The sequence below is a fragment of the Pseudomonas sp. NFX183 genome (assembly GCF_047943075.1).
Lineage (GTDB): Bacteria > Pseudomonadota > Gammaproteobacteria > Pseudomonadales > Pseudomonadaceae > Aquipseudomonas.
The window spans coordinates 1,250,200-1,272,325 of record NZ_CP181333.1 but is presented as its reverse complement, the minus strand read 5'-3'; the positions used below and the strand labels follow the sequence as shown (position 1 = coordinate 1,272,325).

The following is a 22,126-nucleotide window of genomic DNA, read 5'->3' as shown; positions in this document are numbered from 1 at the left end:
CCCTATGGAACCGATCGTACTGTTCAAGCAGGGCATGCTGCTGGTGGTGGTGTTGTCGGCACCGCCGCTGATTGTGGCGGTGATCGTCGGCGTGCTGACGTCGTTGGTGCAGGCGCTGATGCAGATACAGGATCAGACCCTGCCCTTTGGCATCAAGCTGGTTGCGGTGGGCATCACGCTGATATTGACGGGGCGCTGGATTGGCGTGGAGCTGATTCAACTGATCAACCTGATGTTCGACATGATCGCTCGCTCGGCACTGAACTGAGGGCATGCACGTGCTGCTTTATCTTGAGTATCTACCCAGCCTGCTGGTGGCCATGGCGCGTATCTATCCCTGCGCAATCCTGGTGCCGGCGTTCTGTTTTCAGCATCTGCGCGGCATGCCCCGGCATGTGATCGTGATGGTCATGGCGTTCATTCCGGCTCCCGGCATCCATGCGGTACTGGCGGGCCAGGACTATTCGGCGCTGATGATCATCGGGCTGATGCTCAAGGAGGTCACCCTGGGCATTTTGCTCGGGGTTTTGCTGGCCATGCCTTTCTGGATGTTCGAGTCGGTTGGCGCGCTGCTGGATAACCAGCGTGGCGCCCTGGCGGGTGGCCAGCTCAACCCGTCATTGGGGCCGGATGCAACGCCCGTGGGGCATCTGTTCAAACAGCTGGTGATTTACTTGCTGATCGCCGTCCTGGGCTTGAGCGTGCTTACCCAAGTGATCTGGGACAGTTATCTGCTATGGCCGGCCACCGCTTGGGTGCCGCTGCCGGCAGTCAATGGTTTCAGTATTTTCCTGGGCCTGGTCGGCGATACCTTTACCCACATGATGCTCTACGCTGCGCCGTTCATTGCGGTGCTGATGTTTCTGGAGTTCGGCATCGCGCTGTTGGGGGTCTACAGCCAGCAGTTGCAGGTGAGCACGCTGGCGCCGCCGGTCAAATGCCTGGCGGGTATCGGGATTCTGTTGCTGTACTTTGCGTTGCTGCAGGACCTGATCGTCGGGCGCTTGAATGTGCTCGGCGATCTTAAACACTCGCTCGGGCTGATGTTCCAGGTCTCGACGCCATGAGTGACTCCGGTGAAAAGAAGCACCCGGCCTCAGCCAAGAAACTGCGCGATCAGCGCAAGAAGGGCCAGGTTTCCCAAAGCCAGGATGTCAGCAAGCTGCTGGCGCTGACGGCCATCAGCGAGGTGGCGTTGTTCACCGCCGAAACCAGTTTGCAGCGCTTTCAGCAACTGATGGTGTTGCCAATGTCGAGTATGGCTCAGCCGTTCACGCGGGCGCTGGAGACGGTGCTGTTTGAAGGCGCGATGATGTTTTTCACGTTCGCCCTGTTGATGGCCGGATTGGCCATTGCCGCGAAGCTGATCAGCAGTTGGATGCAGTTCGGGTTCCTGTTTGCTCCCGAGACCTTGAAGCTCGATTTCAATCGGCTCAACCCCCTCAAGCAGCTCAAACAGATGTTTTCTGCGCAATCGGTCATGAATCTGTTGATGAGCATCACCAAGGCAGTGCTACTGGGCGTGATTTTGTACGTGGTGATCAAGCCGTCTTTGGGCACGCTGATTAACCTGGCCAGCAGTGACCTGCAAACGTACATCTTGGCGTTGATCGTTCTGTTCCGTCACTTGTTGCATGCCTGCCTGGGGCTTTTGCTGGTGCTGGCGCTGATCGACCTGGCGTTGCAAAAACACTTCTTCGCCAAGCGCATGCGCATGACCCAGGTCGAGGTCGTCAAAGAGTACAAAGACATGGAGGGTGACCCGCATGTGAAGGGGCAGCGCCGTTCGCTGGCCCAGCAGCTGGCCCAGGAGGAACCGAAGATCAAACTGCCCAAGCTGGAAGAGGCCGATATGCTGGTGGTCAACCCGACGCATTTTGCCGTGGCGCTGTATTACCGCCCGGGTGAGACGCCGCTGCCCATGCTGGTGTGCAAAGGCACGGACGACGCGGCGCGCGACTTGATCCAGCAGGCCAAGGCCGCTGAGGTGCCGGTGATTCAGTGCGTGTGGCTGGCGCGCACGCTCTACACGAACAAACTGGGCGCGAGCATCCCCCGCGACACCCTGCAGGCCGTGGCGCTGATCTATCGCACGTTGCGTGAGCTGGATGATGAGGCCAAGCGCGAAACCCTGGAGTTGCCGGCGCTGGAGGTGCGCTGATCAGCGCACCGAACCTCCGCGAAGCCAGGGCCAGGTGAGCCGCCGCGCTGCTCACCTGACGGCCCGACAACTGCCGGCGTTGATCGCTGAACACTCAGCGTTCCAGCGAAATTGTCTGGTAATCCGCGCGCTCTCCGGAAGGGCCGGGCTCGACGCGCATCTGCGGTGGCCACCAGATTACCAAGGTGTCTTTGGTCGATTGCGGGCGTGAGCAGGAGTCGCCTTTGCACGTGGGAGCGCAGCCGGCGATGAGCAGCACGGTGCCGATCAGGGTGATGCACAACAGGTGGCGTTTCATGGGGCAACCTTCTTCTGAGTGGGCGTGATCAAGGAAGGGCGGGGCACGCCGATGTGTTCATCCTTCACCACCGGGCGCATGGCGATAAAGACCTCGGCTTCTTCACCCGGTTTGAGCCAGGCGCGTGGCCATACCGTGACGGCCAGGGTCTGCGAATTGCTGCACTCCTTTTCGTCGATGCGCACATTGCGCTTGATCTGATTGCGCACCACCACCACCGCCACATTGAACTGCGGGCCGGCGTACCACTGGCTGCGCTCGGTGTTCATGGCCAGTAGATCGCGGGTGTTGCACAGGGTGTCCAGGCCCAATGGCATCGGTGCCGCCTTGAAGGCCAGGGGCACTTGCCCGGTCACCAGATTGGCCAGAGTGCTGGTGATGTCACTGCGCTTGATGACCGGCGGGTGTTCGGCGTAACGCCTGGCCAGGGGCTTGAGCGCGGCCTGCAACTCCACTTGATCTTCCTGCGGCAAATACCGTGAAGGGTCCGCCTGATCGCCGATGACGCGTGGCGTCAGGATGAACAAGCGTTCGCGGCGATTGTTCTGGCGTTCGCTGGAGGAAAACAGCGCCTTGCCCAGCAGCGGTATGTCGCCCAGCAGGGGAACCTTATTGCGCTTGTCGGTGCTTTCGGTGACATGAAAACCACCGACCACCAGCGAGCGTTTTTCCGCCATCACCGCCTGGGTGCTGACATTGCCCCGGCGCACGTCGGGGCCGATGCGATCCGGGTTGGATTCGTCGAAGTTGCCGTCCTCGATGTCCACCATAAGGTGCACCTGATGAGTGCCACGGGTGGTAATCACCCTGGGGATCACTTGCAGGCTGGTACCGACGGTAATCGGCAGGATCGTCGCCACCTCCGTGCCTGCGGTCAGGTACTGGGTGCGGTTGAAGTCAATCACCGAGGGCTGGTTTTCCAGGGTAAGCACCGAGGGGTTGGACACCATGGTTGCCAGGCCGCGCTGCTCCAGGGCGCGTATCTTGGCAAAGAAGCGGTCACGGTTTTCGATCGACAGCTCCGATGAACTCCCAGGCGCCATTCTCATGTCGCTGCTGAAATGGCTGTTGCCCCAGTTGACCCCGAATTCGCGCAGTTGGGAGCGCTCTATGTCGAGGATGATTGCGTCGATTTCCACCATTTTGCGTGCCACATCGAGCTGGTTAATCAGCTCTCGGTACATGGCCTGCCGTTCCGGGAGGTCGTAGATCAGCACGGCGTTGTTGCGCACGTCGGCCTCTACGCGGATTTTGCCTGCCGACACCGGAGCGCGCGGGGTGAGCGTGGCGCCAGAGGCCAACTGGCCTGGGTCCGCTGTCTGGCCGAACATTTGCCCGAGCATGGGATTGCTCAACCGCGGAACGTTCGGCGTGATGGGCGAGGGCTGCGAGGAGGGGCGCGGGGAAAGCGTCGACAGGGATGACGTCGCCCGAGGCTCCAATAAGCCCCGCAGCATGCTGGCAACGCCAGGGACGACTATTTTTTCGCCGCGGTAATCGATCTGGCGATCTCCCGCGTTGGCGAATTTCAGCGGGTAGCTGAGCACGCTTTGTTTTTCGTCGGGTGACTTACGCTGGCTGCTGAATTGCTTGATCTGTTCGATGTAGCGCTTGGGGCCAGAGACCAGCACCACGCCGTCATCGGGCAGTTCACCCCAGCCGAAACGACTGTCGAGCAAGCCGATATCGGTCAAGGCCCGTTTGAGATCGGCGACGGTCTCGGAAGAAACCTCCAGGCGCGCGGACTCTTGCAGGTCCAGGGTGCTGATATAGAGGGTGTTGTTGTACAAGTACCATTGAAAGCGGTGTTCAACGCCCAGCCTGTCGAGTAACGACTGCGGGGTATTGGCGCGTATCTTGCCATTTACGATGCCCTCCAGCAGACCGTCGACTTGCAGTTGCGTGCCAAACGTTTGAGCAAAGTCCTCCAGCACATCCCGCAGGGGCTTATGCTCGGCTTCATAGGCGTAGGCGGTGTTTTTCCATTCGGAGGGAATGGCGGCGAGGGGGTTGTGCAACGGCGCCAACAACAAGGGCAGCGCAAGCAAACAACGCCAGTGGGCGCGTTTTGCCAGAGCCGCGGGCGAGTTCAAACGCAAGCCGGTGTGCTTGTTGATCTTGCTATACATGACAGGTTCTCTGTTTCAGTGCGAAAGCGTCGTAATGAAGTGGGCCGGATTTGCGCCCAGCCGTTGTCAGGCGCGCGGTTGCGCCGCGCCAGGTGTCACGTTGGTTGAGAGGGACTTCAAGGGTTTGCAATCAAGTGGCAGGCATTGCACCCACCGGAGATGGCGCGTGGCGCGAACCTGGGCAAGTGCTGACTTGCGGTTCAAGCCGCCGCCTATTCTGTTCACGACCGCCCAAGCCAACAGTCAGCGTTTGCCGCCAGCCACTAAACGACATTGATGGCCGATTTAACCGTCTCGTGTTTGTAGCTGAGGTAGGTCGAACTCACGGCAAAGTTGTTAACCAGGGCGGACTTTTCCTCAATGAGTTGTTCGAAGAGCCGCGCGCTGTCTTCGCTTGCTTCGCTGTACGGAATGTCGGCGCTGATCTGGTCGAGGTTTTTTTCGGCTTGGGATTGCTGCCTGTAGAGACTGCTGAGTACGCGTGAGTCAGTATTCATGGCGTTATCTCCAGTGGGTTTGTATCCCTGTGTGGCGGCAGATTGCTCACCAGTTCCAACAACAGGTCTGTGTGGTTAAAAAGAACAGCGTTTACCCAGCAACGTTGTCACTTGATTTGGCCAAGGGTGGAATCGCCACCAGGTTGTCGAGGGCATGCGCCCAGTTGATATGAAACCCGCCATCTTCTGTCTCCAGCAGCAGCGACTGGGCGGCGATCCCGTCTTCGACTCGAAGCGTCCAGGGCACGCTGCTGTGAAGGTTGAGCCATAGCTCGACGTGTTCACGGTCCTGCGGGTTGCACACCAGGTGCGCCTCAACGGTGGGCAGTTGCGCCTCCAGCAGTTTGTTGAGCAGTGTCGTGAGGCGTTGAACGGGCACAGTCTCCTCCAGCAGGGTTTGAATGGCCGCGTTGATGACTGAGCTTGCGACCTGCTCCAGACTCGCCAGCATTGCCTGGCGCTCTGACTCCCAGCGATGCAGCTGGGCATTGGCGCGTTGCCAGAACTCATCGCTGGCACGTTCGAGTATCTTTTCGCATTGGGCCTGGGCCTGGCTGATGCGCGTCTGCGCTTGAGTTTCTGCGTGTTCCAACAGCTGACGGGCCTGGGTGTAGTCAGACAGCATTTCCCTGGGGATCAGGGCCGTGGGCAGTGCGTGGGCGGGGGTGTTCAGCTCAATCGTGTGGGCGCAAAACATGGTTGGGTTTCTCGCGAGGGGCGGGCGGCGCGTCATCGACAGCGGTGGAGGTTGCGCGCCAGATCGTGGCTTTCCACAGGGTATCCAGCCGGCCGTGCGTGTCCGCCAGGCGAGAATGCTGTTCCAAGGCCAGCACCCTTGGGCGGGCAAAATTCAGGCGTAGCCGCTGCCAGACATTGGGAGCGACCCACGCGCGCAGGTAGTGCAATGGGTCATCGACGTTCACCGGTGCTGAGCCCGTGGGCAGTGCCTTGGCCAGGCGCTGGCACCACAGCAGTTGCTCTTGATTCAACCGGCTGTCGTGGGGCGCGTTGTACACCTCATTCACCAGTGTCAGTGCGAGGTCGCGTTGTTGTGCGCGGCTCAACACCCATTGGAGGAGGGCTGGAGACGTGGGAGGGGCAAGCTCGGGCGCGATGCCGAACAGGCTGCTCACGCGGCGATGATAGGCGCGTGAAAGCGCTGCGGTTTCCACAAACCCCGTTTGCGTGAGCCAGTCGATGTGGGCGTTTCTCCATGGGAAAGCCCACCATTTTACCCAGCTGAGGTCGTCACTCATGGGCGTGTGCCGGTGTGCTTTCGGGTGTGAGTGTGGAGACTTTCCTGCGGCGCCAGAACAGCCAGGCGATGCCTGCTGACAGAGCGATGATCAGCGGCGCAATCATGCTGGCGCGCCAGAAACCAAGGTCTTGCTCGGGCACCAGAAAAGGGCCGAGGTAGGTCAGCTGTTGCTGTTCGGTGTAGGCGGTGGCCGGTACAAAAATGACGGTCAGTTTTGTCGTGTTGTCTATGGCCGAGGCCATGCCCGGGATGCTGCTGGCCACCAGTCTGCGCACGCGCGGATTGATATTGTCCGGATCCAGTCGCGGGTCGTGCTTGATGAAGACCGAGGCGGAGGCCGGCTGTACCGGCTCGCCTGGCGCGACGCGCTCAGGCAGTACCACATGCACACGCGCGACGATCACCCCGTCTATGTTGGACAAGGTCGATTCCAGCTCCTGGGACAGCGCGTAGATATAGCGTGCGCGCTCTTCCAGCGGGGTGGAGATGACGCCTTCCTTGCGAAAGATATCCCCCAGCGTCGACCGGGCCGTTTTGGGCAGCCCCGCCGCATCCAGGGTACGCACAGCCCGGCTGATGTCACTGGCCTTGACCCGAACAGCGACCCCGTCTTTGCCTGGCACCTTCTGGGCCCGGATTTGCTTGTCTGCCAGCTCCGCGATGACTTCGTTGGCTTCCTGCTCAGAAATATTGCGATGCAGCTCTACGCTGTCACCACAACCGGACAGCATCAACGCTAATGAAAACAAGAATGGGGCGGTTAGGCGGCGGTACATGCAGCTATCCCATGCTTGAAATTTTGTCGACGCCTTTCGCGACGGCGCCGATGACCTTGACGCGTGACATCACGTCGATATGCGCTTCGGCGAGCGACTGGGGGAACTCGTTCGCGTCCTTGGTCTTTTTGTTCAGGCTCGCGTCACGAAAGCCTTTGGATACGCGTCTGGATAAAGTGTCCGACGCTGTCGCGCTCCACGCCTGAGCGGGGGACGCCACCGCAGGCACGATGCCTTTCACAGGCGACTCGGTCTGGCTGAGTTGGGCGTTGAAAAAGTTGATGTCAGACGCCCGGTTGATCGCGCCAGGCGCCTCGGCTTGAGAGAGGATGCTGCCGTTTTCCGGTTGCCCTGGGGTGGTGATGTACATGTGAACCTCCATCGAACGTATCGAGTGTTACGTGCCTCGTGACGATGAAAAACCTCCTCGACCGGGGCAGAGGAGGTCAGTCTGACTTACGCGAATCGCAAAGACTTAATGCGGCCCGCTTTCGCGGTAGTCAGTTCTTGTTCAGCAGTCTTCTTGGCCTCTTCGACGACTTTCCTTTCTTTATCTGCGTTGATTGCGTCCAGTTGCGCCTGGTTACCCGCGCTGGAACCACCAATACCTGAGATTGAGGACATAGATCACCTTCTTGATTTCAAATGAAGTCTGATAGCGAGTGTTAGCTACCGTCACGTGTTGAGTGGCTGTGAAGTCACCCACTTATAAGTGGCGGAAGGAAATAAAGCGTTCCAGTATTTATATGTTTAAAATTATTTCTAGTGCGGTTTTTTGTGAAGTCATTGTTGTAATGCTTGATGCTACGTATGCGCTAAAGTGTCCAAGGACGTCCGAGTGGTAAGTTTTGCCGCAATACATTAATTGCACTGTTTCGGTTATAGGTCGAGTTGTTTAATTCGGTGATAGAGCGTGCGTTTGGCGACGCCTAATTCAATTGCGGTGATATCCACGCAATGATCATTGCGCCGCAACGACTCTTCAATCAGTGCTTTTTCGATTTGTTGCAGGCGTTCCTTCAGGCTCAGTTCGCCATCGTGCGGGTTGCTCATGGGCGTGGAGAATGGTGGCAGGCCCAGCACGAACCGCTTGGCGGACGAACGTAATTCGCGAATATTGCCCAGCCAGGCGTGGCACAGCAGTTGTTGCAACAGCGGGCCGGGAACCGTCGGAGCGGGGCATCTGAAGTGCTCGGCTTCTTCCCGGACCATCTTCATGAACAGCGGAATGATGCGTTCCCGCTGGTGCCGCAAGGCCGGAAGTTCGAGGCTGACGACATTCAGGCGAAAGTACAGGTCACGCCTGAAGGTGCCTGATTCGACCATGTGGTGCAGTGACTGCTGGGCCGAGGCAATGACGCGCATGTCCACCGGGATGAAGCGGGTTGAACCCAGCCGCTCCACGCCCCGCGACTCCAGCACCCGCAGCAGTTTGGCCTGCAGGCTCAATGGCATGCTGTCGACCTCATCGAGGTACAAGGTGCCCAGGTGAGCCGCCTCGACAAAGCCGGCCCGCGATTGCATGGCCCCGGTAAAGGCGCCACTGTTGACCCCGAACAATTGGCTCTCCGCGAGGCTTTCCGGAATAGCGGCACAGTTCACGGCAATGAAGTTACCGCGCCGCCCCGACAAGCGATGGACCCGTTGGGCCAAGGTGTCTTTCCCTGTGCCGGTTTCCCCTAATAGCAGAATGTCGATATTGAGTGACGCTGTGCTGTTAAGGGTGTTTTCAATACCTGAGGTGTCACTGATTGAGATGTCTGTTTCAACTTCCCTATGGTAGGCATCCGACATCAAGTAAGTGCTCCATTATCACTGTGCATCATTCAGGCAACGGTCGACAGGCAAAGGCCAGCAGGTCGCAAATTATAGTTTTTTTATTGTTGTTCTGAAGTAGGAACTTACGCGCAAGGCGTAGGAGAAATGAGATAGGTTTGGGAGTTGTTTTGCTTGGAGGTGTAGTCAGTAAAATATTGAGGGTTAATAGGAGGAATCTTAAGTTTCGGAGTGTTCGGATGAGCGTCCATAAGTAGTCGCCCACAAAAAAGCCGATGCAGTGCATCGGCTTTTTGTTTGCGGCAATGACCGCAAGGTTTACTTATACGTTGAAACGGAAGTGCATGACGTCGCCATCTTTGACGATGTATTCCTTGCCTTCAAGGCGCCACTTACCGGCTTCCTTGGTGCCGGCTTCACCCTTGTACTGGATGAAGTCGTTGTAGGCGATGACTTCGGCGCGGATAAAGCCTTTTTCGAAGTCGGTGTGGATCACGCCGGCAGCCTGTGGCGCGGTGGCGCCGACTTTGACGGTCCAGGCGCGGACTTCTTCGACACCGGCGGTGAAGTAAGTCTGCAGGTGCAGCATTTCGTAGCCGGCGCGGATCACACGGTTCAAGCCAGGCTCTTCCAGGCCCAGCGCCTCGAGGAACATGTCTTTTTCTTCGCCGTCATCCAGCTCGGCGATTTCGGCTTCGATCTTGTTGCACACCGGCACCACGATCGCGCCTTCTTCCTCGGCGATGGCCTTGACCACGTCGAGCAATGGGTTGTTCTCAAAGCCGTCTTCAGCGACGTTGGCGATGTACATCACCGGCTTGGTGGTCAGCAGGTGGAAGCCTTTGATCACTGCTTTTTCATCGGCATTCATGCTCTTCATCAGGCTGCGCGCTGGCTTGCCCAGGGTGAAGTGAGCGATCAATTGCTCCAGCAGGCCTTTCTGGACCACGGCATCCTTGTCGCCACCCTTGGCGTTACGCGCGACTTTCTGCAGTTGTTTCTCGCAGCTGTCGAGGTCGGCGAAGATCAGTTCCAGGTCGATGATCTCGATGTCGCGTTTCGGGTCGACGCTGTTGGAGACGTGAATCACGTTCTCGTCTTCAAAGCAGCGGACCACGTGGGCGATGGCATCGGTTTCACGGATGTTGGCCAGGAACTTGTTGCCCAGGCCTTCACCTTTCGACGCGCCGGCCACCAGGCCTGCGATGTCGACGAATTCCATGGTGGTCGGCAGGATGCGCTTTGGATTGACGATAGCCGCCAGCTCCTGCAAGCGCGGGTCCGGCATGGCCACGATACCGCTGTTGGGTTCGATGGTGCAGAAGGGGAAGTTCTCCGCCGCAATACCGGACTTGGTCAAGGCGTTGAACAGGGTGGATTTGCCGACGTTGGGCAGGCCGACGATGCCGCAATTGAATCCCATGGTGTTTCCCCTCGGTAAGAGTCAGGCCTTCTGGCTGTGCAGGTTTTTCATCGCACGGTTCCATTCACCGGCGAAGATATCCGGCAGCACGCCGAGGGCAAAGTCGATGCTGGCATCGAGTTTTTCCTGTTCGGCGCGTGGCGCACGACCCAGGACGAAATTTGAAACCATACTGGCAACGCCTGGGTGGCCAATGCCGAGCCGCAGACGGTAAAAATTATTCTGATTGCCCAGCTGCGCGATGATGTCGCGCAGGCCATTGTGCCCGCCATGCCCGCCGCCTAACTTGAGTTTGGCAACGCCGGGTGGCAGGTCCAGTTCGTCATGGGCCACCAGGATTTCTTCGGGTTTGATCCGGAAGAAGCCCGCAAGCGCCGCGACGGCTTGGCCGCTGCGGTTCATGTAGGTGGTGGGAATCAGCAGACGAACATCCTGACCTTGATGCGAAAAGCGTCCGGTCAGGCCAAAATATTTGCGATCGGCCACAAGGTTTACGCCTTGGGCGTGGGCGATACGCTCAACAAAAAGGGCCCCCGCGTTATGCCGGGTCTGTTCGTATTCGGCGCCTGGATTTCCCAGGCCAACGATCAGTTTAATGGCAGTCACGACAGGGGCCCTTCCTTTGGAGTTGTGGATAACATCGCCGCAACCTGCGTGCGGCGAAAGTGGACGACAAGAGATCATTTACTCAAGAGTAAACGCCGCGTTATCGCCCGCTTTCTCGCTACGTTTCGGTCCGCGATGTTTCCTCAAGCTCCGGCAATACAGAGTGAATTACTCTGCAGCGCCTTCTTCTTCAGCTTCTGGAGCAACGCGTGGAGCGTGAACGTTGGCAACAGCTTTGTCATCACCGTGAGCCAGTGCGACAAATTCAACGCCTTTAGGGGCCTTGAGGTCGGACAGGTGAACGATGGCGCCGATTTCCAGAGCCGACAGGTCGACTTCGATGAACTCAGGCAGGTCTTTCGGCAGGCAGGTCACTTCGATTTCGTTCAGGACGTGCGAGATCTCGCCGCCTTTCTTGACCGGAGCTTCTTCGCCAACGAAGTGCACTGGAACGATAGCGGTCAGTTTCTGACCGGCTACAACGCGTACAAAGTCAGCGTGCAGCACGTGGCCTTTGGCCGGGTGACGTTGCAGAGCTTTGATGATCACGTTTTGCTTGGTGCCGCCAACGTTCAGTTCGATAACGTGGCTGTAAGCAGCATCGTTTTCGAGCAGTTTGGCGATTTCTTTAGCCAGCATGCTGATGGATTCAGGGGCTTTTTCGCCACCGTAAACTACAGCTGGAACCAGGCTTGCGAGACGACGCAGGCGGCGGCTCGCACCTTTCCCCAGGTCGGAACGCAGTTCAGCATTCAAAGTAAAATCGTTCATGTTGTATCTCCAAAATAACCACATTCGCCCCAGCGTTTGCGACCAGCGCTAAAGGCGATATGGGCAAAAAAGCCCCGCCCCAACAGTATGCTGGGGCGGGGCGCTTTTCGTCAGGTTGATGTCGCTAAGGTGTGAACCTTAACGGAACATCGCGCTGATCGATTCTTCGTTGCTGATGCGGCGAACCGCCTCGGCAACTACCGGTGCGATATCCAGTTGACGGATACGCGAACAGGCTTGAGCTGCTGCGGACAACGGGATGGTGTTAGTCACCACCAGTTCGTCCAGCATGGAGTTCTCGATGTTCTCGATCGCTCGGCCCGAAAGCACAGGGTGTGTGCAGTAGGCGAAGACTTTTGCGGCACCGTGCTCTTTCAGGGCTTTCGCCGCGTGGCACAGTGTGCCGGCGGTGTCGACCATGTCATCAACCAGAATACAGGTACGCCCTTCGACATCACCGATGATATGCATCACTTCAGAGTGATTGGCTTTTTCACGGCGTTTGTCGATGATCCCGAGGTCAACGCCCAGGGATTTGGCAACGGCACGTGCACGCACGACGCCACCAATGTCCGGGGACACGATCATCAGGTTTTCAAAGCGCTGGTCTTCGATGTCATCCACCAATACTGGGGAGCCGTAGATGTTATCTACCGGGATATCGAAGAACCCCTGAATTTGGTCAGCGTGCAGGTCAACCGTGAGAACACGGTCGATGCCTACCACGGTCAGCATGTCAGCAACGACTTTCGCGCTGATAGCCACACGTGCGGAACGCGGACGGCGATCCTGACGGGCATAACCAAAGTAAGGGATTACAGCTGTGATTCGAGTCGCTGAGGAGCGGCGGAAGGCATCAGCCATCACGACGAGTTCCATCAGGTTATCGTTGGTCGGAGCGCAGGTCGGCTGAATAATGAAGACATCTTTACCGCGGACGTTTTCATTGATCTCGGCTGTAATTTCGCCGTCGGAGAACTTACCGACAGAGATGTCACCGAGAGGGATATGCAGCTGACGTACGACACGTCGAGCCAGATCGGGGTTGGCATTCCCCGTAAAGACCATCATCTTGGACACGCGCAGTACCTAGAGGCTGAGGGTAACCTGGATGAGTATTAGAAAATGGCAGGGGCGGCTGGATTCGAACCAACGCATGGCAGGATCAAAACCTGCTGCCTTACCGCTTGGCGACGCCCCTGTATCTGTTGCAACGAGTACCCAGTACTCGGTTCCTTTAGAGCAGACTTTGCAGCTTGCGATGCAACATCGAAACGTTGCTTCCCTTTGCTACAAACCCTGTAAGGGTCTCTGTAAGAAGGGCCGAGACTTTATCAGCTTCAGCTTTGCTTGGGAAGCCCCCAAACACACAACTTCCAGTTCCGGTTAATTTTGCTTCGGTAAATTTACCTAACAAATTCAAAGCGTTACGTACCTCTGGATAACGCCTTGCTACAACCGGTAAGCAGTCATTTCGACTGTTTCCCTTGGGAACGGGGCGCACTTTAATGGGAGGAGAGTTACGTGTCAACAGTGGATCTGAAAAAATTTCTGCTGTACTTACAGATACTTGCGGAACAAGCACGACATACCACGGCTCTTCGGGGTATTCCGGGGTGAGTTTCTCCCCCACGCCCTCGGCAAAAGCGGCATGCCCACGCACGAAAACCGGGACGTCAGCGCCCAGCGTCAGGCCCAGCGTAGCCAGGCGATCATGGTCCCAGCCCAGTTGCCACAAGTGATTGAGGCCGAGCAACGTCGTCGCAGCATTTGAGCTGCCACCGCCAATGCCACCGCCCATGGGCAAAATTTTATCGATCCAGATGTCGATGCCCAGGGTGCAACCGGATTGTTCCTGAAGTTTTTTCGCGGCCTTCACAATCAGGTTGCTGTCGTGGGGCACGCCTTCGAATTCGGTGTGCAACTGAATCACGCCATCATCGCGCACGGCGAAGGTCAGTTCGTCGCCGTAGTCCAGAAATTGAAACAGCGTCTGCAGCTCGTGGTAGCCGTCTTCACGGCGACCCAGAATGTGCAGCATCAAATTGAGTTTGGCGGGGGAGGGCAGCGTCAGCGTTGTAACAGTCACGTTTATTGCCCCAGCTTGCGCGGTTGCCAGTCCTTGATCACCAGCGTGACGTCAAGGTCGGTGCCATGCAGCTTGATGCGCTCGGGCAGCCAGTAACCGCTTTGTTGCACGTAGCTGAGGTACTCCACCTGCCAGCCATCCTGTTCCAGCGTGGCCAGCCGACTGTCGCCATTGAGGCTCAGGCGACTTTTGCTGTCCGGCGCGGGCAAACCGCGAACCCACCACACCAGGTGCGAAACGGGCAGCTTCCAGCCCATTTGCTGCTCCAGCAATTCTTCCGGCGACGCCGCTTCGTAGCGTCCCTGGTTGGCCACTTCCAGGCTGACTTGCCCCGGGCGTCCCGTCAGGCGAGCTGCGCCGCGGCCCAGTGGGCCGGACAGGCGAATGTCGTAATAGTCCTGGCGCTGCAGCCAGAACAACGTGCCGCTGCCGGAATCTTTTGGCGCGCGAACCCCGACCTTGCCTTCGATCTGCCAGCCATCAATGCTGCTGAGCTGATCCTTGTGTTGTTTCCATTGCGCCGGGTTGCCCTGGCCTTCAACGGATTCGCGGGCGCCGGAACCCGCGCAACCGGCGAGCAGGGCGATGAAGCTGAAAACAATGACGTGGCGCAAGAACATAAGCTTAAAGGGTCTCGGATCCGGTCAGGCGCTTGATGGTGCCGCGCAGGATAGGGCTTTCGGGTTGTTCCTTGAGGAATTTTTCCCAGATTTGTCGCGCTTCGCGCTGCTTGCCATTGGCCCACAGCACTTCGCCAAGGTGGGCGGCCACTTCCTGGTCGGGGAAGCGTTCCAGTGCCTGGCGCAGCAAGCGTTCGGCTTCGTCCAGGTTGCCCAGGCGGTAATTGACCCAGCCCAGGCTGTCGAGCACGGCCGGGTCTTCCGGGTTGAGCTTGTGGGCTTGCTCGATCAGCACCTTGGCTTCGGCGTAGCGCGTCGTACGGTCGGACAAGGTGTAACCCAGGGCGTTCAGCGCCATGGCATTGTCCGGGTCACGCTTGATGATCAGGCGCAGGTCTTTTTCCATCTGCGCCAAGTCGTTGCGTTTTTCCGCCTGCATGGCGCGGGTGTACAGCAGATTCAAATCGTCGGGGTATTGCAGCAAGGCTTGTTGCAGCAATTTCCAGGCGCGTTCGCCCTGCTTGTTGGCCGACAAGGTTTCGGCCTGGATCAGGTACAGCTGGATCGCGTAGTCCGGTTCGGCATCGCGCGCTGCGGCCAGGCGTTTTTCCGCCTCGTCGGTGCGGCCGTTGCTCATCAGGATGTCAGCTTGGCGCAATTGGGCCGGCAGGTAGTCGTTGCCAGGGCCGACCTGAGCGTACTCGAGCAGGGCCGCCTGCGGGTCGTTGCGCTCTTCAGCGATACGGCCGAGGTTCAGGTGCGCCGAGTCCACATGGCTTTCGCGTTGGATCAGCTCTTCCAGATAGCCCTTGGCCTCGTCCCAGGCCTTGGCTTCCAGGCACACCAGGGCCAGGGAGTAGCGCAATTCATCGTCGTCCGGGTATTGCTGGACCAGATTGGCGAACTGCACCTTGGCGTCTTCCATACGGTCCTGCTCAACCAGCGTGCGCGCATAGGTCAGGCGCAGGCGCTTGTCGTCCGGATACTTCTTGATGCTCTTTTCCAGCAGAGGAATCGCTTCCTTGCCGCGATTGAGGTTCTGCAGCAAGCGCGCACGCAGCAAAATCGGTGCGATCTCGCCGTCTTCCGGCGGATTCTGCTCCAGCAGCTTGAGTGCGGCGTCGGCTTCATCATCCTGTTGCAGCAGTAACGCCTTGCCGAAAATCAGCTGGCTGTTCTTTGGGTGTTTTTGCAGCAGGCGGTCGAAACTCTTCATCAGGCCATTGCGCGTGTCCTGGTCGGTGTCGGCAGCCGACAGCGCGAGGAAGTCGAAATGCGTGTCGCCCTTGCCCAGCAGGACTTTCTCCATATAGACCATGGAATCGTCATAGCGCCCCGCGCGCGCCAGTTGAATGGCCGCGGCCCGCTGCGCTTCCAGGTCGTCCGGTGCGTTTCTCGCCCAGATCAGCGAGGTGTCCAGCGCAGCCTGGTCAGCGCCCAGGTATTCGGCGATGCGAAACGCGCGCTCCGAAATCCCCGGATCCTGGGTATTGATGGCCTGGATCACGTAGTTATCCAGGGCAATATCGAAACGATTGCGCTGGCCGGCGAGTTCCGCGGTCAGCAGGCTGTAGATCGTTTCTTCATTGAACGAGGAATAAACCTTGGGCTTTTCAGGGGCGGGGGTGCTGTCTTCAACCGGCGGCGTACCGTCCGGCGACACGGGTGCCAAGGCCTGGCAGCCGCTGAGGAAGACAAAAGCAAGGAGCAACGCGGAAGATCTATTCATATAGGAAGAGGACGACTAACCTGCGGTCGGATCATCATGACACAAGCCTTCGGCCAAACATAACCGAGTCTCAGTTGGCGCCTTTATAGGCATAAGCTACTAGGACAATAGACGACGGTGGTTGTTCTGGATCTTTCGAAGTAGGACAATTGTCGGCTTCCCGACATCATCAGCGATATTGAATGGCCTTCCTCGCACTCGGTATTAACCACAAGACTGCTTCTGTAGACGTGCGCGAGCGCGTGGCGTTTACGCCAGAGCAGTTGGTTGAGGCCTTGCAGCAGCTCTGCCGGCTCACCGACAGCCGCGAAGCTGCGATCCTTTCGACCTGCAATCGCAGTGAGCTTTATATAGAGCAGGAACATCTTTCAGCGGATGGGGTGCTGCGCTGGCTGGCCGATTATCACCATTTGAGCCTCGATGACCTGCGCGCCAGTGCGTATGTGCACGAAGAGGATGCGGCAGTTCGTCACATGATGCGCGTCGCCTCAGGGCTCGACTCGCTGGTGTTGGGCGAACCGCAGATCCTTGGCCAGATGAAATCCGCCTATGCCGTGGCCCGCGAGGCCGGCACCGTGGGGCCACTGCTGGGGCGGCTGTTCCAGGCCACTTTCAACTCGGCCAAGCAGGTGCGCACCGACACTGCCATCGGTGAAAACCCGGTGTCGGTAGCGTTTGCCGCCGTCAGCCTGGCCAAACAGATTTTCAGCGACTTGCAGCGCAGCCAGGCCTTGCTGATCGGCGCCGGTGAAACCATCACGCTGGTGGCGCGCCATCTGCACGACCTGGGTGTGAAGCGCATTGTGGTCGCCAACCGAACCTTGGAACGCGCGAGCATTCTTGCCGAGCAGTTTGGCGCCCATGCCGTGCTGCTGTCGGATATCCCGGCTGAACTGGTGCGCAGCGATATCGTCATCAGCTCCACCGCCAGCCAGTTGCCGATTCTTGGCAAAGGCGCGGTCGAGAGCGCGCTGAAGCTGCGCAAGCACAAACCGATCTTCATGGTGGATATCGCCGTTCCCCGCGATATCGAGCCGGAAGTCGGCGAGTTGGACGACGTTTACCTCTACAGCGTCGACGATCTGCACGAAGTGGTTGCCGAAAACCTCAAGAGTCGCCAGGGCGCCGCCCAGGCGGCCGAGGAAATGGTCAGCACCGGCGCCGAAGACTTCATGGTGCGCCTGCGCGAACTGGCGGCGGTCGACGTGCTCAAGGCGTATCGTCAGCAGGGCGAACGCCTGCGTGACGAGGAATTGATCAAGGCCCAGCGTCTGCTGGCCAACGGCAGCAGCGCCGAAGAGGTGCTGATGCAACTGGCGCGTGGCTTGACCAACAAGTTGCTTCACGCCCCCAGCGTTCAGTTGAAAAAGCTTACCGCCGAAGGCCGCCTTGATGCGCTGGCCATGGCCCAGGAACTCTTTGCCCTCGGTGAGGGCGCGTCAGATAGCTCTTCGGATAAAAAACCGCAATGAAAGCGTCACTGCTCAATAAACTGGACGTGCTCCAGGACCGTTTCGAAGAACTGACCGCCTTGCTCGGCGATGGCGAGGTCATCTCCGATCAGACCAAGTTCCGCGCCTATTCCAAGGAATACGCCGAAGTTGAGCCGATTGTGGCCACCTACAAACACCTGATGAAAGTGCAGGCCGACCTCGAAGGCGCCCAGGCGCTGCTCAAAGACAGCGACCCGGACATGCGCGAAATGGCCGTGGAAGAAGTTCGCGAGGCCAAGGAAAAACTGGCTGAGCTGGAAGGCGACCTGCAGCGCATGCTGCTGCCCAAAGACCCCAACGACGGGCGCAACGTGTTCCTCGAAATCCGTGCCGGCACCGGTGGCGACGAGGCGGCGATCTTCTCTGGCGACCTGTTCCGCATGTACTCGCGCTACGCCGAGCGTCGTGGCTGGCGCGTCGAGATTCTGTCCGAGAACGAAGGCGAACACGGCGGCTATAAAGAAGTCATCGCCCGGGTTGAAGGCGATAACGTCTACGGCAAACTGAAATTCGAATCCGGCGCACACCGCGTGCAGCGGGTGCCGGCGACAGAATCCCAAGGCCGTATCCACACCTCGGCGTGCACCGTGGCCGTGTTGCCAGAGCCCGACGAGCAGGAAGCCATCGAGATCAATCCGGCGGACTTGCGTGTCGACACCTACCGCTCATCGGGCGCCGGTGGTCAGCACGTCAACAAGACCGACTCGGCGATCCGCATCACGCACTTGCCGTCGGGCATCGTGGTGGAGTGTCAGGAAGAACGTTCCCAGCACAAGAACCGTGCGCGGGCCATGTCCTGGCTGTCGGCCAAGCTCAACGACCAGCAGACCAGCGCCGCCGCTAACGCGATTGCCAGCGAGCGCAAGTTGCTGGTGGGTTCGGGTGACCGCTCCGAGCGCATCCGTACCTACAACTTTGCCCAGGGCCGGGTCACCGACCACCGGGTCAACCTCACGCTTTACTCCCTCGACGAGATTCTCGCCGGCGGTGTGGATGCAGTGATCGAACCGTTGCTCGCCGAATACCAGGCCGACCAATTGGCGGCGATAGGTGAATAAATGACCATCATTGCCAGCCTGCTGCGCGCCGCAGACCTGCCCGACTCGCCCACTGCGCGTCTGGATGTGGAGTTGTTGCTGGCCGCGGCCTTGGGTAAATCGCGCAGCTACCTGCACACCTGGCCGGAAAAAATCGTCAGCAGCGAACATGCGCTGACCTTTGCCGACTATTTGCAACGTCGTCGTGGCGGTGAGCCGGTGGCGTATATCCTCGGCCAGCAAGGCTTCTGGAAGCTGGACCTGGAGGTCGCGCCTCACACGCTGATCCCACGTCCGGAAACCGAGCTGCTGGTGGAGGCCGCGCTGGAACTGTTGCCCGCCACGCCTGCCAAGGTTCTGGACCTGGGCACCGGCAGCGGCGCCATCGCCCTGGCCCTGGCCAGCGAACGTCCGGCCTGGCAGGTCACGGCGGTTGACCGCGTGCTCGAAGCCGTGGCCCTGGCTGAACGCAATCGCCAGCGCCTGCACCTGAAAAACGCCACAGTGTTGAACAGTCATTGGTTCAGCGCCCTGCAAGATCAAACCTTCGACCTGATCATCAGCAACCCGCCGTACATTGCCGATAACGATCCCCATCTGGTGGCCGGCGACGTGCGTTTTGAACCGGCCAGCGCGCTGGTGGCGGGGCATGATGGCCTGGATGACTTGCGGTTGATCATTGCCGAATCTCCAGCCCACTTGAATGCGGCTGGCTGGCTGTTACTCGAACATGGCTACGATCAGGCGGCGGCCGTGCGTGACCTGCTGCTTGGCGCAGGCTTCGAAGAGGTGCACAGCCGCCTTGACCTCGGTGGCCACGAACGCATTACCCTGGGGCGCCGGCCGTGCTGACCGACCAGGAGCTGTTGCGCTATAGCCGACAGATTCTGTTGCAACATGTCGACATCGACGGCCAATTGCGCCTGAAAAACGCCCGCGCGTTGATCGTCGGCCTGGGCGGGCTGGGCGCGCCGGTGGCGCTGTACCTGGCGGCAGCCGGTGTAGGCGAGCTGCACCTGGCGGACTTTGACACCGTCGACCTGACCAACCTGCAACGCCAGATCATCCACGACACCGAGAGTATCGGGCAGACCAAGGTCGATTCGGCCCTGCGTCGTCTCGCGGCGATCAACCCTGAAGTCAAACTGCTTGCTCACCGCACAGCGCTGGATGCCGATTCACTGGCCGCGGCGGTAGCGGCGGTGGACGTGGTGCTCGATTGCAGCGACAACTTCTCCACCCGTGAAGCGGTGAACGCGGCCTGTGTTGCCGCCGCCAAGCCATTGATCAGCGGCGCAGCGATTCGCCTGGAAGGGCAATTGTCGGTGTTCGACCCGCGTCGCGCCGACAGCCCGTGTTACCACTGTTTATATGGGCACGGCAGCGACACCGAACTGACCTGCAGCGAAGCCGGCGTCGTCGGTCCGTTGGTTGGCGTGGTCGGCAGCCTGCAAGCACTGGAAGCCCTGAAATTGCTGGCCGGTTTCGGTGAGCCGTTGGTGGGCCGCTTGTTGCTGATTGATGCGTTGACCACACGTTTTCGCGAACTGCGCGTCAAGCGCGACCCCGGTTGCAGCGTGTGCGGGACGCAGCATGGTTAAGAGCGCGCCCATCGGTGTGTTCGATTCCGGCATCGGCGGCTTGACCGTGCTGGACGAAATTCAGCAGTTATTGCCCCATGAGTCGCTGCTGTACGTGGCTGATTGCGGGCATATCCCCTACGGCGAGAAAACCCCGGCATTCATTCTTGAGCGCTCCCGGCGTGTCGCCGAATTTTTCCGCGAGCAAGGCGCCAAGGCGTTTGTGATCGCCTGCAACACGGCGACCGTCGCCGCCGTTGCCGATTTGCGCCAGGACTATCCCGATTGGCCCCTGGTAGGCATGGAGCCCGCCGTCAAACCCGCCGCCGCCGCCACTCGCAGCGGCGTGGTCGGTGTACTCGCCACCACCGGCACCCTGCAAAGCGCCAAGTTCGCCGCTTTGCTTGATCGCTTCGCCACCGACGTGCGTGTGATCACCCAGCCATGCCCGGGCCTGGTGGAGTTGATTGAAAGCGGCGACCTCGACAGCCCCGAACTGCGCCAGATGTTGCGCGGCTATGTCGAACCGTTGCTCAGCGCCGGCTGCGACACGATTATTCTCGGCTGCACCCACTATCCCTTCCTCAAGCCGCTTCTGGCGCAGATGCTTGCTCCGAGCATCATCCTGATCGATACCGGCGCTGCCGTGGCACGCCAGCTCAAGCGTTTGCTGGGCGAGCGTGACCTGCTGGCCAGCGGCAACCCTGAGCCGGCCCGGTTCTGGACGAGCGGTAACGTCGATCATTTAAGAAATATCCTACCTACACTATGGAAACATTCCGGAGTTGTGCGAAGCTTCGACGCGTGAAAAATTCGTGAAATACCGGGGTTAGACACTGAACTTCTGGCTATGCGCGCGCTTCTATAGCGAGTTAGCTTGTACCAAACCATACAACTTCGTTCTCAAGGACTGTTTCTTATGAAGCGCTTGTTCTGTTTGGCTGCGATTGCGGCCGCCGTGGTAGGACACTCTGTTTCGGCCCAGGCCGCTGGCCTGGAATTTGGTGTGGGGAGCACCAGCGATTCGACCATGACCTATCGGTTGGGGCTGACATCGGATTGGGATAAAAGCTGGTGGCAGAGCGATACCGGCCGGTTGACCGGCTACTGGAGCGGCGCGTACACCTACTGGGAAGGCGACAAACGTGCGGGCGCCAGCAGCCTGTCGTTCTCGCCGGTATTTGTGTATGAGTTTGCCGGGGCATCGGTAAAACCTTACATCGAGGCCGGCATCGGCGTGGCCGCGTTCTCGCGCACACGCCTGGAAGACAACAACATCGGCCAGTCCTTCCAGTTCGAAGACCGCCTGGGCTTTGGTTTGCGTTTTACCGGTGGGCATGAGGTGGGCATTCGTGCCACGCACTATTCCAACGCGGGCATCAGCAGCAATAACGACGGCGTAGAAAGCTACTCGTTGCACTACACCTTGCCGTTGTAAATCATCAGGCACCCGCTGACTAATGTGGGAGCTGGCTTGCCTGCGATGCAGACACCTCGGTCTATCAGTTACACCGAAGTGATGCTATCGCAGGCAAGCCAGCTCCCACATTTTGATTTTCATCTACATCAGGATCAGCGATACGCCGTTGCAATCCCTTCACGCTCGGTGAGGCATTCCGGCGCACCCATCTCGAACTCCCGGCAGATCAGCGGCCGTCGCTCGTAAATCGTGCACATCATCGTGTCCCGGTCCAGCGCCGCACACCAGCCATCATCCAGACGCAGCATCACTTCGCCGCCCCAATCGTCCGTGTCGATATAGCGCTCCGGCACGCCGGTGTCGGTGATCAGCATCACTTCCAATTGGCAACAGCAGGCCGCGCATGTCGAGCAAGTGACGGCGGGTTCGGTGATTTGAGTGTGGGGAATGTTGGTCATAGGCG

26 protein-coding genes and 1 tRNA gene are annotated in these 22,126 nt (G+C 59.0%); 9 read left to right on the top strand and 18 right to left on the bottom strand.

Annotated features, from left to right (window positions below):
- Nucleotides 1-4 precede the first annotated feature (4 nt).
- The 3 genes from sctS to sctU are packed head-to-tail and all read left to right on the top strand — an operon-like array spanning nucleotide 5 to nucleotide 2,161.
- Nucleotides 5-268 carry a type III secretion system export apparatus subunit SctS gene (gene sctS / locus ACM530_RS06095; RefSeq protein ID WP_058411467.1) on the top strand — a complete coding sequence of 88 codons (264 nt, stop codon included), beginning with the start codon at nucleotides 5-7 and terminating at the stop codon, nucleotides 266-268.
- A gap of 10 nt (nucleotides 269-278) precedes the next feature.
- Complete coding sequence (gene sctT / locus ACM530_RS06090) at nucleotides 279-1,067, top strand: type III secretion system export apparatus subunit SctT (protein WP_145165604.1); 789 nt, start codon at nucleotides 279-281, stop codon at nucleotides 1,065-1,067.
- Nucleotides 1,064-2,161, top strand: coding sequence for a type III secretion system export apparatus subunit SctU (gene sctU / locus ACM530_RS06085; RefSeq protein WP_416364430.1), 1,098 nt, complete (start codon nucleotides 1,064-1,066; stop codon nucleotides 2,159-2,161). The genes sctT and sctU overlap by 4 nt, the downstream gene beginning before the upstream one ends.
- Before the next feature lie 94 nt (nucleotides 2,162-2,255).
- Here sctU and hrpT read toward each other — a convergent pair whose 3' ends face one another.
- The 17 genes from hrpT to ACM530_RS06000 form a co-directional block, all read right to left on the bottom strand.
- Nucleotides 2,256-2,459, bottom strand: a complete 204-nt coding sequence (hrpT, locus tag ACM530_RS06080; RefSeq protein ID WP_119736448.1) for an HrpT family type III secretion system protein — start codon at nucleotides 2,457-2,459, stop codon at nucleotides 2,256-2,258.
- On the bottom strand, nucleotides 2,456-4,588 hold the full coding sequence (gene sctC, locus ACM530_RS06075; protein WP_416364429.1) for a type III secretion system outer membrane ring subunit SctC: 2,133 nt from the start codon (nucleotides 4,586-4,588) through the stop codon (nucleotides 2,456-2,458). The genes hrpT and sctC overlap by 4 nt, the downstream gene beginning before the upstream one ends.
- Nucleotides 4,589-4,851: 263 nt before the next feature.
- Nucleotides 4,852-5,085 carry a hypothetical protein gene (locus ACM530_RS06070; RefSeq protein WP_145165552.1) on the bottom strand — a complete coding sequence of 78 codons (234 nt, stop codon included), beginning with the start codon at nucleotides 5,083-5,085 and terminating at the stop codon, nucleotides 4,852-4,854.
- 91 nt (nucleotides 5,086-5,176) lie between these two features.
- Nucleotides 5,177-5,782, bottom strand: coding sequence for a type III secretion system stator protein SctL (sctL, locus tag ACM530_RS06065; RefSeq protein ID WP_416364428.1), 606 nt, complete (start codon nucleotides 5,780-5,782; stop codon nucleotides 5,177-5,179).
- Nucleotides 5,760-6,341, bottom strand: coding sequence for a type III secretion protein (locus ACM530_RS06060; RefSeq protein WP_416364427.1), 582 nt, complete (start codon nucleotides 6,339-6,341; stop codon nucleotides 5,760-5,762). Before ACM530_RS06060 ends, sctL begins: the two co-directional genes overlap by 23 nt.
- Complete coding sequence (gene sctJ, locus ACM530_RS06055) at nucleotides 6,334-7,119, bottom strand: type III secretion system inner membrane ring lipoprotein SctJ (RefSeq protein WP_416364426.1); 786 nt, start codon at nucleotides 7,117-7,119, stop codon at nucleotides 6,334-6,336. Before sctJ ends, ACM530_RS06060 begins: the two co-directional genes overlap by 8 nt.
- 4 nt (nucleotides 7,120-7,123) lie before the next feature.
- The gene (locus ACM530_RS06050) at nucleotides 7,124-7,489 is read right to left on the bottom strand and encodes a hypothetical protein (RefSeq protein WP_416364425.1); all 366 of its coding nucleotides are present in this window, start codon (nucleotides 7,487-7,489) and stop codon (nucleotides 7,124-7,126) included.
- Between the two features lie 86 nt (nucleotides 7,490-7,575).
- Complete coding sequence (locus ACM530_RS06045; protein WP_157986803.1) at nucleotides 7,576-7,743, bottom strand: hypothetical protein; 168 nt, start codon at nucleotides 7,741-7,743, stop codon at nucleotides 7,576-7,578.
- 255 nt (nucleotides 7,744-7,998) lie between these two features.
- Nucleotides 7,999-8,913, bottom strand: a complete 915-nt coding sequence (locus tag ACM530_RS06040; RefSeq protein ID WP_416364424.1) for a sigma 54-interacting transcriptional regulator — start codon at nucleotides 8,911-8,913, stop codon at nucleotides 7,999-8,001.
- A 304-nt stretch (nucleotides 8,914-9,217) separates the two neighbouring features.
- On the bottom strand, nucleotides 9,218-10,318 hold the full coding sequence (gene ychF / locus ACM530_RS06035) for a redox-regulated ATPase YchF (RefSeq protein WP_101266309.1): 1,101 nt from the start codon (nucleotides 10,316-10,318) through the stop codon (nucleotides 9,218-9,220).
- Nucleotides 10,319-10,339: 21 nt separating this feature from the next.
- Nucleotides 10,340-10,924, bottom strand: coding sequence for an aminoacyl-tRNA hydrolase (gene pth / locus ACM530_RS06030; RefSeq protein WP_010213318.1), 585 nt, complete (start codon nucleotides 10,922-10,924; stop codon nucleotides 10,340-10,342).
- A 168-nt stretch (nucleotides 10,925-11,092) separates the two neighbouring features.
- Complete coding sequence (locus ACM530_RS06025) at nucleotides 11,093-11,695, bottom strand: 50S ribosomal protein L25/general stress protein Ctc (RefSeq protein WP_106578554.1); 603 nt, start codon at nucleotides 11,693-11,695, stop codon at nucleotides 11,093-11,095.
- A gap of 138 nt (nucleotides 11,696-11,833) precedes the next feature.
- Nucleotides 11,834-12,775 (bottom strand): ribose-phosphate pyrophosphokinase, encoded by a 942-nt coding sequence (locus tag ACM530_RS06020; protein WP_003208392.1) that lies wholly within the window; start codon nucleotides 12,773-12,775, stop codon nucleotides 11,834-11,836.
- Nucleotides 12,776-12,821: 46 nt separating this feature from the next.
- Nucleotides 12,822-12,896, bottom strand: a tRNA-Gln gene (locus tag ACM530_RS06015).
- A 36-nt stretch (nucleotides 12,897-12,932) separates the two neighbouring features.
- On the bottom strand, nucleotides 12,933-13,736 hold the full coding sequence (ispE, locus tag ACM530_RS06010; RefSeq protein WP_256676513.1) for a 4-(cytidine 5'-diphospho)-2-C-methyl-D-erythritol kinase: 804 nt from the start codon (nucleotides 13,734-13,736) through the stop codon (nucleotides 12,933-12,935).
- 50 nt (nucleotides 13,737-13,786) lie between these two features.
- A complete protein-coding gene (gene lolB / locus ACM530_RS06005) occupies nucleotides 13,787-14,404 on the bottom strand; it encodes a lipoprotein insertase outer membrane protein LolB (RefSeq protein ID WP_416364423.1) in 618 nt (205 codons plus the stop codon).
- A gap of 4 nt (nucleotides 14,405-14,408) precedes the next feature.
- Nucleotides 14,409-16,133, bottom strand: coding sequence for a tetratricopeptide repeat protein (locus ACM530_RS06000; protein ID WP_416364422.1), 1,725 nt, complete (start codon nucleotides 16,131-16,133; stop codon nucleotides 14,409-14,411).
- 182 nt (nucleotides 16,134-16,315) lie between these two features.
- Here ACM530_RS06000 and hemA point away from each other — a divergent pair, with 182 nt between their 5' ends.
- From hemA to ACM530_RS05970, 6 genes are all read left to right on the top strand, one after another.
- Nucleotides 16,316-17,605 (top strand): glutamyl-tRNA reductase, encoded by a 1,290-nt coding sequence (hemA, locus tag ACM530_RS05995; RefSeq protein ID WP_106578558.1) that lies wholly within the window; start codon nucleotides 16,316-16,318, stop codon nucleotides 17,603-17,605.
- Nucleotides 17,602-18,684, top strand: a complete 1,083-nt coding sequence (gene prfA / locus ACM530_RS05990; protein WP_119736461.1) for a peptide chain release factor 1 — start codon at nucleotides 17,602-17,604, stop codon at nucleotides 18,682-18,684. The genes hemA and prfA overlap by 4 nt, the downstream gene beginning before the upstream one ends.
- Nucleotides 18,685-19,515 carry a peptide chain release factor N(5)-glutamine methyltransferase gene (gene prmC / locus ACM530_RS05985; protein ID WP_242194847.1) on the top strand — a complete coding sequence of 277 codons (831 nt, stop codon included), beginning with the start codon at nucleotides 18,685-18,687 and terminating at the stop codon, nucleotides 19,513-19,515.
- Nucleotides 19,509-20,264, top strand: a complete 756-nt coding sequence (moeB, locus tag ACM530_RS05980) for a molybdopterin-synthase adenylyltransferase MoeB (protein ID WP_416364421.1) — start codon at nucleotides 19,509-19,511, stop codon at nucleotides 20,262-20,264. The genes prmC and moeB overlap by 7 nt, the downstream gene beginning before the upstream one ends.
- Nucleotides 20,257-21,051 (top strand): glutamate racemase, encoded by a 795-nt coding sequence (murI, locus tag ACM530_RS05975; protein ID WP_242194843.1) that lies wholly within the window; start codon nucleotides 20,257-20,259, stop codon nucleotides 21,049-21,051. Before moeB ends, murI begins: the two co-directional genes overlap by 8 nt.
- 111 nt (nucleotides 21,052-21,162) lie before the next feature.
- Complete coding sequence (locus ACM530_RS05970) at nucleotides 21,163-21,681, top strand: acyloxyacyl hydrolase (protein ID WP_145165577.1); 519 nt, start codon at nucleotides 21,163-21,165, stop codon at nucleotides 21,679-21,681.
- 134 nt (nucleotides 21,682-21,815) lie between these two features.
- Here ACM530_RS05970 and ACM530_RS05965 read toward each other — a convergent pair whose 3' ends face one another.
- A complete protein-coding gene (locus tag ACM530_RS05965) occupies nucleotides 21,816-22,121 on the bottom strand; it encodes a YkgJ family cysteine cluster protein (RefSeq protein ID WP_016977069.1) in 306 nt (101 codons plus the stop codon).
- Nucleotides 22,122-22,126: the final 5 nt, after the last annotated feature.

Excerpts from the sequence above, each read along its gene's own strand:
- ychF (WP_101266309.1), bottom strand. The coding sequence starts at position 10,318 with ATGGGATTCAATTGCGGCATCGTCGGCCTGCCCAACGTCGGCAAATCC.
- ACM530_RS06025 (WP_106578554.1), bottom strand. The coding sequence starts at position 11,695 with ATGAACGATTTTACTTTGAATGCTGAACTGCGTTCCGACCTGGGGAAA.
- ACM530_RS06050 (WP_416364425.1), bottom strand. The coding sequence starts at position 7,489 with ATGTACATCACCACCCCAGGGCAACCGGAAAACGGCAGCATCCTCTCT.
- sctJ (WP_416364426.1), bottom strand. The coding sequence starts at position 7,119 with ATGTACCGCCGCCTAACCGCCCCATTCTTGTTTTCATTAGCGTTGATG.
- hemA (WP_106578558.1), top strand. The coding sequence starts at position 16,316 with ATGGCCTTCCTCGCACTCGGTATTAACCACAAGACTGCTTCTGTAGAC.
- ACM530_RS06070 (WP_145165552.1), bottom strand. The coding sequence starts at position 5,085 with ATGAATACTGACTCACGCGTACTCAGCAGTCTCTACAGGCAGCAATCC.
- murI (WP_242194843.1), top strand. The coding sequence starts at position 20,257 with ATGGTTAAGAGCGCGCCCATCGGTGTGTTCGATTCCGGCATCGGCGGC.
- ACM530_RS06045 (WP_157986803.1), bottom strand. The coding sequence starts at position 7,743 with ATGTCCTCAATCTCAGGTATTGGTGGTTCCAGCGCGGGTAACCAGGCG.
- ispE (WP_256676513.1), bottom strand. The coding sequence starts at position 13,736 with ATGCTGCACATTCTGGGTCGCCGTGAAGACGGCTACCACGAGCTGCAG.
- sctL (WP_416364428.1), bottom strand. The coding sequence starts at position 5,782 with ATGTTTTGCGCCCACACGATTGAGCTGAACACCCCCGCCCACGCACTG.
- prfA (WP_119736461.1), top strand. The coding sequence starts at position 17,602 with ATGAAAGCGTCACTGCTCAATAAACTGGACGTGCTCCAGGACCGTTTC.
- ACM530_RS05965 (WP_016977069.1), bottom strand. The coding sequence starts at position 22,121 with ATGACCAACATTCCCCACACTCAAATCACCGAACCCGCCGTCACTTGC.
- ACM530_RS05970 (WP_145165577.1), top strand. The coding sequence starts at position 21,163 with ATGAAGCGCTTGTTCTGTTTGGCTGCGATTGCGGCCGCCGTGGTAGGA.
- prmC (WP_242194847.1), top strand. The coding sequence starts at position 18,685 with ATGACCATCATTGCCAGCCTGCTGCGCGCCGCAGACCTGCCCGACTCG.
- ACM530_RS06000 (WP_416364422.1), bottom strand. The coding sequence starts at position 16,133 with ATGAATAGATCTTCCGCGTTGCTCCTTGCTTTTGTCTTCCTCAGCGGC.
- sctU (WP_416364430.1), top strand. The coding sequence starts at position 1,064 with ATGAGTGACTCCGGTGAAAAGAAGCACCCGGCCTCAGCCAAGAAACTG.
- lolB (WP_416364423.1), bottom strand. The coding sequence starts at position 14,404 with ATGTTCTTGCGCCACGTCATTGTTTTCAGCTTCATCGCCCTGCTCGCC.
- ACM530_RS06060 (WP_416364427.1), bottom strand. The coding sequence starts at position 6,341 with ATGAGTGACGACCTCAGCTGGGTAAAATGGTGGGCTTTCCCATGGAGA.
- hrpT (WP_119736448.1), bottom strand. The coding sequence starts at position 2,459 with ATGAAACGCCACCTGTTGTGCATCACCCTGATCGGCACCGTGCTGCTC.
- sctC (WP_416364429.1), bottom strand. The coding sequence starts at position 4,588 with ATGTATAGCAAGATCAACAAGCACACCGGCTTGCGTTTGAACTCGCCC.
- ACM530_RS06040 (WP_416364424.1), bottom strand. The coding sequence starts at position 8,913 with ATGTCGGATGCCTACCATAGGGAAGTTGAAACAGACATCTCAATCAGT.
- sctS (WP_058411467.1), top strand. The coding sequence starts at position 5 with ATGGAACCGATCGTACTGTTCAAGCAGGGCATGCTGCTGGTGGTGGTG.